Here is a 450-nt window from a genome sequence, read left to right as displayed (position 1 = left end):
GAGGACAACATGCTCGCCGAGACGAAATTTGCCGCGGAGCCGCTGGCCAGTCCGGCGCTGGGCGAGCCGTATCTTCTGACCCCAGGGCCGCTTACCACGGCCTATTCGGTCAAGGAGGCGATGTTGCGCGACTGGGGATCGTGGGACGGCGACTTCCGCGCCATGACATCGGATATGCGTCGCCGCCTGCTGGCGCTGACCGGGGACAGGAACGATGAGTTCGACTGCGTGCCGATGCAAGGGAGCGGTTCCTTCTGCGTCGAAGCGATGCTGGGTTCGTTTGTGCCCAGAGATGGCAAGGTTCTGGTGCTGGCCAACGGCGCCTACGGCCTGCGCGCCGCGCAGACCATGCACTATCTCGGCCGCGCCTACACGCTGATCGACAAGGGCGACTATCTGCCGCCGCGCGGCGACGAGGTGGCGGCGGCCCTCGCGGCCGACCCTGATATC

1 pseudogene is annotated in these 450 nt (G+C 66.4%); it reads left to right on the top strand.

Annotated features, from left to right (window positions below):
• Nucleotides 1-9: 9 nt before the first annotated feature.
• Nucleotides 10-450 (top strand): annotated as a pseudogene (locus tag EN906_RS36890) (2-aminoethylphosphonate--pyruvate transaminase); the annotation flags it as partial.

Source organism: Mesorhizobium sp. M7A.F.Ca.CA.004.06.1.1 (assembly GCF_003999135.1).
In the GTDB taxonomy this organism is placed as follows: domain Bacteria; phylum Pseudomonadota; class Alphaproteobacteria; order Rhizobiales; family Rhizobiaceae; genus Mesorhizobium.
This window is presented reverse-complemented; position numbering and strand designations above follow the sequence as displayed.